This is a genomic window from Ferruginibacter sp., assembly GCF_014377975.1.
Taxonomy (GTDB): domain Bacteria; phylum Bacteroidota; class Bacteroidia; order Chitinophagales; family Chitinophagaceae; genus Ferruginibacter.
Genome location: NZ_JACMOO010000092.1, coordinates 1 through 7,496 on the forward strand (window position 1 = coordinate 1; position 7,496 = coordinate 7,496).

General features: G+C 35.0%; 8 protein-coding genes, 2 pseudogenes and 1 CRISPR repeat array. Of the genes and pseudogenes, 3 read left to right on the forward strand and 7 right to left on the reverse strand.

The window, feature by feature from the left end:
* Positions 1–192 precede the first annotated feature (192 nt).
* Positions 193–750: direct repeats of the CRISPR family, unit length 29 nt; unit sequence ATTTCAATTCCTCAATGGTGCGATTAAAA.
* A 296-nt stretch (positions 751–1,046) separates the two neighbouring features.
* The 6 genes and pseudogenes from H7254_RS05270 to H7254_RS05290 all read right to left on the reverse strand — a co-directional run bounded on the left by H7254_RS05270 (position 1,047) and on the right by H7254_RS05290 (position 3,798).
* Entirely contained in the window at positions 1,047–1,178 is a 132-nt protein-coding gene (locus H7254_RS05270; protein ID WP_301931985.1) for a hypothetical protein, read from the reverse strand.
* A gap of 81 nt (positions 1,179–1,259) precedes the next feature.
* Positions 1,260–1,463, reverse strand: a complete 204-nt coding sequence (locus tag H7254_RS05275) for a hypothetical protein (RefSeq protein WP_301931986.1) — start codon at positions 1,461–1,463, stop codon at positions 1,260–1,262.
* A gap of 267 nt (positions 1,464–1,730) precedes the next feature.
* Positions 1,731–1,868: pseudogene (locus H7254_RS21425) on the reverse strand (pyridoxamine 5'-phosphate oxidase); the annotation flags it as partial.
* A 212-nt stretch (positions 1,869–2,080) separates the two neighbouring features.
* Positions 2,081–2,377 carry a YtxH domain-containing protein gene (locus tag H7254_RS05280; protein WP_301931987.1) on the reverse strand — a complete coding sequence of 99 codons (297 nt, stop codon included), beginning with the start codon at positions 2,375–2,377 and terminating at the stop codon, positions 2,081–2,083.
* Positions 2,378–2,660: 283 nt separating this feature from the next.
* Positions 2,661–2,897: a hypothetical protein gene (locus H7254_RS05285; RefSeq protein ID WP_301931988.1), complete on the reverse strand. Its 237-nt coding sequence runs from the start codon at positions 2,895–2,897 to the stop codon at positions 2,661–2,663.
* A gap of 748 nt (positions 2,898–3,645) precedes the next feature.
* Complete coding sequence (locus H7254_RS05290) at positions 3,646–3,798, reverse strand: hypothetical protein (protein ID WP_301931989.1); 153 nt, start codon at positions 3,796–3,798, stop codon at positions 3,646–3,648.
* Between the two features lie 181 nt (positions 3,799–3,979).
* Between H7254_RS05290 and H7254_RS05295 the strand changes: the two genes are divergently transcribed.
* From H7254_RS05295 to H7254_RS05305, 3 genes are all read left to right on the forward strand, one after another.
* Positions 3,980–4,942, forward strand: a complete 963-nt coding sequence (locus H7254_RS05295; RefSeq protein ID WP_301931990.1) for a glycosyltransferase family 2 protein — start codon at positions 3,980–3,982, stop codon at positions 4,940–4,942.
* A 27-nt stretch (positions 4,943–4,969) separates the two neighbouring features.
* On the forward strand, positions 4,970–5,956 hold the full coding sequence (locus H7254_RS05300) for a polysaccharide deacetylase family protein (RefSeq protein WP_301931991.1): 987 nt from the start codon (positions 4,970–4,972) through the stop codon (positions 5,954–5,956).
* Between the two features lie 64 nt (positions 5,957–6,020).
* On the forward strand, positions 6,021–7,298 hold the full coding sequence (locus H7254_RS05305) for an MFS transporter (RefSeq protein ID WP_301931992.1): 1,278 nt from the start codon (positions 6,021–6,023) through the stop codon (positions 7,296–7,298).
* Here the strand turns inward: H7254_RS05305 and H7254_RS05310 are convergent.
* Positions 7,277–7,496: pseudogene (locus H7254_RS05310) on the reverse strand (hypothetical protein); the annotation flags it as partial. The gene H7254_RS05305 and the pseudogene H7254_RS05310 overlap by 22 nt on opposite strands.

The following is a 7,496-nucleotide window of genomic DNA, read 5'->3' on the forward strand; positions in this document are numbered from 1 at the left end:
GGGTGAATATGGAGGCAGCAGCAATGCCTGTATGTTCGCTGGCAGGGCCAATGCTTTACTGGTATGCCATCCTGCGCCATCGAAGCATAATATGATGCGGTAATTGCTATAAGCCTTGGAGAAAGCATCAAGGAATTCGTTCATCGCCTATTAAAAGTCTTTGGCTGATACTATTCTTATATTTTTAAATGTATTTCAATTCCTCAATGGTGCGATTAAAAGTACACCTCCCTGTGTCATTGAGGATGGACGAAGGGTATTTCAATTCCTCAATGGTACGATTAAAAGGTATTCCGATTATTACTGTTACTAAATTGGCATTGTATTTCAATTCCTCAATGGTGCGATTAAAAGAGGTGGATGGGTTGGGAAACATTAGCCTGGTGTGAGATTTCAATTCCTAATGGTGCGATTAAAAGTTAGTTTGCTGGCATTGTATATCAATTAGTTACGCATTTCAATTCCTCAATGGTGCGATTAAAAGACCGTAACGTTTACTTATAACCTAACCCACATGACTAATTTCAATTCCTCAATGGTGCGATTAAAAGCTTTCGGGCAATTTTATTTTCTTAGCCATAAATTAAATTTCAATTCCTCAATGGTGCGATTAAAAGGGCGCTGGCGCAGTACAACGACATTGATTCGTGCAGATTTCAATTCCTCAATAGTGCGATTAAAAGTTGCTTGACCGCTACTTCGCACAACAGGCGATTAAAAATTTCAATTCCTCAATGGTGCGATTAAAACACAGTCCCCCTGATTAAAATAAATTATCTTCCTTTGCTGGTCTTGACACCCATTGCAGACCTGCCGGTTGAGGCCGGCATACCCTTTTCTGATTTGGCATAACTTTTTCAATCAAGCATTTTATTAGATGATGAGTCGTGCTTCACATTGTCTTTGTCATGGGCAAGTGTTCTGGTTTTCTGTTAACTCGTGGAGCCTTTTTTATTTTTGTCCATTTGTTTGTTTTTAAATGTTACAACTATTGTTTAAAACAATTTAAAACGATCGTTTTATTACACGTAGATTTTTTCGAGGCACTACTTTTTTTTCTTTGCTTCCGGAACACAATCAGGCACTTTTTTACCGCCTTTAATCTTGGTACCCAGTTGGTGATAACCCTTCCAGCATGGATCATCTTTCTTTTTAACAGTTTTAGTTTTTGTTGCCATAATCAATAATTTTTTTTGGATGTAGTGTACTATTAAATAAAAGAACGGGCAATCATAAATAACTATCATTATTGCCAGACTTTAAACGTTATCTTCAAACTGCTGTTCTTCTGCAGGCATTGTATGAATATTTTCGGAGATCTTATTTGTTGGGTTTAAATCTCCATGTTTCGAACTCGGTTCAGTAAAATCAGTTTCTTTTGTTTTGTCATTTCTTTTATCCGAATGCCATTTCTGATTTAAATCAGATTCTTGCTCCGGTTGAACATTTTTATTTTTATTCATTATTTTAATTTTTAAATATAAAATTGAGAATTGAAAAAATTAAATCTATCAGTCAAATGCAGACTTTAAATCAATTGGAACCAACGCTTGCTCATCTTTATTTCTGCAGCAATGGCTCACATATCAAAAAATTCGTGCGTTGTTCGCCCTCCGGGTATTCCTTTTCGTAACAGTAGCTTTCAGCACGTTAAACATCACCATACTGGAACTACTGTTCCAATAATTTACTTCATCGGGAGTTACTTTATTTAATGTCAAATCTGGGTTTTATAAGCCAGTTGGAAACCATACCTTCATAAGCAAACTCCACAGGTATTTCATTCTTACTTTATCGCTTACTAAATCAGTAATTCCAGGATTCATTAAATAATTATTGTCGCCTTCATTGGTAATAACAATGGAAACATTTTTACTTTTTTTATTTCTGTTGTTTTACAAGATGATGTGTAGCAAAAAACCACATCATGCTATCATCATCTGCTTTGTTTACAGTCATTGTCCTTCATCATGAATGTTCCCTGTCTTTTCATTCCTTATCATCCTGCAGATGAGTACATCTTTTACCAGCTCAATAAATTTTTCGATATTTTATTGCTTACTTCTTTCGTATTTTTAATTTAATATTTTGAATAATTGTTGTTTACCTCGGTTTTTGCTTTCTGCGCTGTATCCACATTTACCAACAGGCTTTTTTCTATTAAATCATTTACAGTTCCAGCGATATTTTGTAAGTTATCTGTCACAGTTTTTACTCCGCCGGTGAGGATAGCCTTTAATTCATCAGAATACACACCTGCTTTGTCGGTAATTTTTTTCACAGTAACCGAACCCTTATCAGGCGCAATTAAAATGCCCACTACTATGCCGGCAGCTAAACCTGCCGCTACGCCTAAAAATATTTTTCCTGTAATCATAATTTGTGTTTTTTACGTTTTATGAAAAATTAAGGTGACGAAATTTAATTGAATTTTTTCATTTTATTCCAAACGGCCAGCAATGTGATATCTTCCAACTCAGTCATTGTTTTCATCTTCATTTCTTTTCATTCCATCGCTTTTCACTCATCCAAGTTGAAGAGGTTATGCTTCCTTTTTTGATTGCCGGGATCATGATTATTGATTGTTTTCGCTCCAGATAGCCGTCTTTTTTTTATCTTTTTTAAATTTTAATTGTGAAGTGATAAATAAAGGCTTGAAGTTAATGATAGAGCAATACATGCGCTTTGCAGACTTCTTCCTGTTGAAGTTGTTGGGTATCTTTATTTTTAAAATCGGGTATTAAAAATTCTTTGTAGAGATATTGTGTTACTTCTTTTTTAGAAATTTTTAATTTTGAAGACTCTTGCTTAATGGTAGTCAACTGAAAACAGAAGGTTTGAAACAAGGAAGTTGCCTCAATAAGGGATACTGTAAAATTTATTCCCCTTATTTTCAATTTTTGCCTCAAATATATGTGTGTGTACTTTATCATGGAGACACATAGCGAAAAGTTGATTTTCAGGAAAATCTTCGCTTGATTTAAGTGTACAAATAGTTGTATAATAATCCAGGCTGCAACACTCTTATCGGCAGTGTGGGTGAAGATTACACCATAAATTACAGGTGCATATTTATTGTATGATTTGTTCAAGCCTCTTAAGTTATTTTCTCTAATAAAGACGAGGGTAGTTGAATCTGATATTTTATTGGCAACACTTTGCATCTTATATAATAATGGTAGAATCATGCCTTAAAGTTGGGAAGTAAAAAAAGGAAAGTGTTATACATATATTGTTTAAGATAAAAAGCATATAAGGCTAAGATTGTAAAACACCAATTTTGAAATACGGATACCCGAAAAGAAAAAATAATACTATTATTGAATTTTCTGAAAAGAATATAAATAAGGCAATGGGTATGGATAGATGTAAAATCCCTACGCAAATGCAAAATGCAATAAAAGAGATGTTGCCTGATGCTGATGGGTTGGTAAAGCGCTTGTGAGTGTTTTAAGACTTTCACTGTACATCTTTTAGGGATCGTCACCAATGTAGAAATTACCTCTTTATTCAATTACATTATCTGTTGATAAATTAATTATTCCGTTTTCATTGGCATTGCTATGCTCATCTCTTTGTCCATTTAACACAGGCTGGTCACAAAGTCACCATCTATTTGTTCATTCACATCGACATCTTGCTCATTCAGCTCATCTTCATCTGTTTCTTTCTTCCAAACTTTTTCTTTCCGTCATTGTTTAAAAAGCTTGCATCGTTATTTTGGTACGAAGTTGGTTTGCCTAAAATAAGCTGTGAAAAGGAAGAAAGAGATACATTTAAACAAGCTAAAATTATCATGTGAAATTAATTGATACGCACTATGACAAAAATTGTTAGAAGGTAACGACAGGGTGTGAAGGGTGGAATATTTTGGATACACTATTAATTTTGCCGGGGCAATTATTTATATACCGTGCCTGTTATTTTTCAATCTAATATTTATTGTTTTAAAAGAAATATTAAAAGCTTATTACCAAAATTGAAAAAAATATTTACGGATAATATGAATGAAGACAATTTAACTATACCACTTATAAGTGTAATAATAACAACTTATAACTACGCTGTTTTTTTACCGGTGGCAATTGAAAGTGTATTAAACCAATCATATCCCAGGTTTGAGATAATTGTGATAGATGATGGATCGATAGATAATACCAGGTGTGTAAGTGAAAACTTTGCCGGGATAAAATATTTTTATCAGGAAAACAAAGGAGTGTCTGCCGCCCGCAATACCGGCATTTTAAAAAGTAGCGGAACATATGTAGTGTTTTTGGATGGAGACGACTGGCTTGAAGAGAATGCGCTTAACGTAAATGCAGCTGAACTTGCAAATAATCCTCAACTAGCATTTGTATCCGGAAATTACTTTTTTCTACGTGCGGAATCTGCATCTGCAAAAGCAATTACCGTAAAGGTAACTGACAACCATTACAAAAAATTATTAGAGTGTAATTATATCGGAATGCTTGCTGCTGTAATGTTTCAGCGGTGGGTGTTTGATGAATTAAGGTATGACGAATGTTTAAAAACTTGTGAGGATTATGACCTGTATTTGAATATTGCAAGAAAATATCCAGTGTATCATCATCAGAAATTTATTGCAACCTACAACTTTCATAAGAAGAGTTTGTCACATAACTATCTGGCTATGATCAACTCAATTTACAGTGTAATAAAGAAGCAAGGGCCTTTTCTTAGAAATACCAGTGAAGTTATAGCATACAACAAAGGTTTAAATCAATGGAAAGAATATCATTGTCTGGAATGTTACAGGATGTATACAAGTAGAAAGCCTTTTGCTGTTTTCAAAAACCGGGTTGATATTTTAATCTTTTTGAAATATAACCCTGCTTTATTTTTAAAACTTTTAAAAGCTGATATAAACAAATTGTTTTCGGTAGATTTTATAAAAAATAATTTTACATATCGTAAAATTTAATTGGATCTTTTTACAAAAAAGTCTTCGATGTCTGATAAATATAGTGCCTCCAAAATACTGGTTTTAATGTATCACAGAATTGCTGAAGCTGAAACAGACCCATGGGGACTTTGTGTTTCGCCTCAAAATTTTGAACAACACTTACAGGTTTTGAAAAATGGTTTCAATGTAATCAGCACCCGGGAATTATTGCAACAAGTTTCCGCCAAAAAAATTATCCAGGATGCCGTCTGCATAACTTTTGATGATGGCTATACCGATAATTTTACGCTTGCTAAACCATTACTGCAAAATTACAATTGCCCGGCAACCTTTTTTATAACAACCGGTGTAACTGGCCGGCAAAAACAATTTTGGTGGGATGAACTTTTAAATGTGCTGCTTCACATTAAACACCTGCCAGCTTTTTTATCCATTAAAACAGGTACAGAAGTTTTTGAGCATCACCTTGTTGAACCCGTACTTACAATTAAAATGTACAGGCTTCATAAACAATGGAAATATTACGAAGAACCGCCTACTGACAGGTGTTCATTGTATCTTAAATTATGGGAGCGTATGTTGCTTTTATCCTGCAAAAAAATCAATACAGTAATGGATACTTTAAGAACATGGGCATCGGCAGGCATTTCAAAAAACGACCAGGATTTTCCGATGAATGATTTTCAGCTAAAAGAATTGTCAATTGAGCGGCTTTTTTTGTTGGGTATCCATACAATAACGCACCCGGATCTATCCACCAAAAAGAGATTTAGTCAGTTAAAAGAAATAAATGGGTCAAAATCTGACCTCGAAAAAAATTACGGCATAAAAGTTAATATGCTTGCTTATCCTTTTGGCAGATACAACGGGTTAACGATTGACGTGGTAAGCAGGCTGAAGATTACCGGATGTTTTACAACGGAACAGAAAAGTGTGAGTGCTGAAGCAGATGTAAAAATGCTGGGAAGGTTTCAGGTTTTTGATTGGAACGGTGAATTTTTTGAAAAACAAATAATTGCCTGGTTTTCATAAATTAAAAACAGGCGCAAAATTTAAGGAATGGTTGTGTGCACAATAATTTATAAAAGAAATGCTGATGAAATTTCCTGTGCTAAGTGAAAGCAACCGGTTACGCTACTTTACTTTTTTCTATTTGTATATTTTACAAGGAGTGCCGGCTGGTTTCTCGCTTACTGCAATTGCCAACTTCCTGGTAGGACAGCATGTTCACCCCGAGAAAATCGGTACTTTTATAGCCCTTGCTGGCTTACCCTGGATATTACAATTTGTTTGGGGGCCATTAATTGACAGGTTTCAGTACTCCTCCATGGGAAACCGTAAACACTGGATTGTATTGTCGCAATGGGCCTCAGTTATAATTACCACACGATTATTTTACATCGGCCAACCTTCAGATAATTTGTCATCCCTCGGTTTAATTTTTTTTGCCAACAGCGTTGCCGCATCTATACAGGTAGCAAGTGTAGATGCGATGGCTATCACTATTACGCCTGTAAATGAACGGGGTAAAATGAACGGGTTTATGAGGGGCGGGTTTTTATTAGGTACTGCATTTAGTTCTACTGTTTTTTCAATAATGCTGCACAACTATAATTTTAAAACGGTAGCCATCGTACATACACTTTTACTTGCTTTTTTTTCAGTACTTTTCTTTTTCACCAAAATAAACAGCGGGAATACTTTGTTGCCGGCTTTTGTAAAACGCAACCGTGTAAACAACGCAGGTGAAGAAAACCCACCTTTTAAAATGGTCTTCAAAAATATTTATTATGGTATTACAAGCATACAAAGTCTGCAGTACCTTGGTTTAATTGCGGTCATCTATTTTTGCTCCAGCGTCTTCATCCGTTCTTATACTTACCACCTTATAAATGTTATGAAGTGGCCCGACAATAGGGTGTCTGTTTTACAGGGTGGCTGGGGCAGCATTGTTACTTTTATTGCAATACTTATAGCAGGTAACCAATCTGATAAATTGGGTGCCAAATACCTGCAGATTAAGGTTATGTGGGCAGTTTGTATATTTTTACTGATACTCAACGTAACGTATACATTTTGGCATTTTCAGGTATATTCAGGCCTGGCACTTGTACTCTGGAATCTTGCTGATCCCTTGCTGAGCGTAGCTGTTTTTCCTATTTTGATGGGCTTATGTCTTAAGAAAATTGAAGGTTCTCAATTCACTACTTACTTAGCTATTATTAATTTGTGCGATGTATTTGGATCTTATGTTACAGGCTGGAGTTTAAATGTAACAAGTGCTCCTGTGTTGGGACTATTGTGTGGTCTGTGCCTCCTGGGAGTACTTATTTTTATAAAAGTAAATAAGAATTACAGTGTAATTCCCGGCTGAGTTTCTGCGTACACAAGGCTTTTCTTAAAAGCCGTTAAAAGGGTATCAATAATAGGATTGTGATCAGGTATTTTAGCAAGATAACCTTCGACCCAATTTGCATAAAACTTCCTCACAGTATTATAAACTTCCAGGTTATTTGCAGAAGATGACATGGAGTCTTCTCTTTTTCTATAAAGGTTATTTGCTTGATTTGAA

Excerpts from the sequence above, each read along its gene's own strand:
- H7254_RS05275 (WP_301931986.1), bottom strand. The coding sequence starts at position 1,463 with ATGAATAAAAATAAAAATGTTCAACCGGAGCAAGAATCTGATTTAAAT.
- H7254_RS05290 (WP_301931989.1), bottom strand. The coding sequence starts at position 3,798 with ATGATAATTTTAGCTTGTTTAAATGTATCTCTTTCTTCCTTTTCACAG.
- H7254_RS05280 (WP_301931987.1), bottom strand. The coding sequence starts at position 2,377 with ATGATTACAGGAAAAATATTTTTAGGCGTAGCGGCAGGTTTAGCTGCC.
- H7254_RS05300 (WP_301931991.1), top strand. The coding sequence starts at position 4,970 with ATGTCTGATAAATATAGTGCCTCCAAAATACTGGTTTTAATGTATCAC.
- H7254_RS05270 (WP_301931985.1), bottom strand. The coding sequence starts at position 1,178 with ATGGCAACAAAAACTAAAACTGTTAAAAAGAAAGATGATCCATGCTGG.
- H7254_RS05305 (WP_301931992.1), top strand. The coding sequence starts at position 6,021 with ATGAAATTTCCTGTGCTAAGTGAAAGCAACCGGTTACGCTACTTTACT.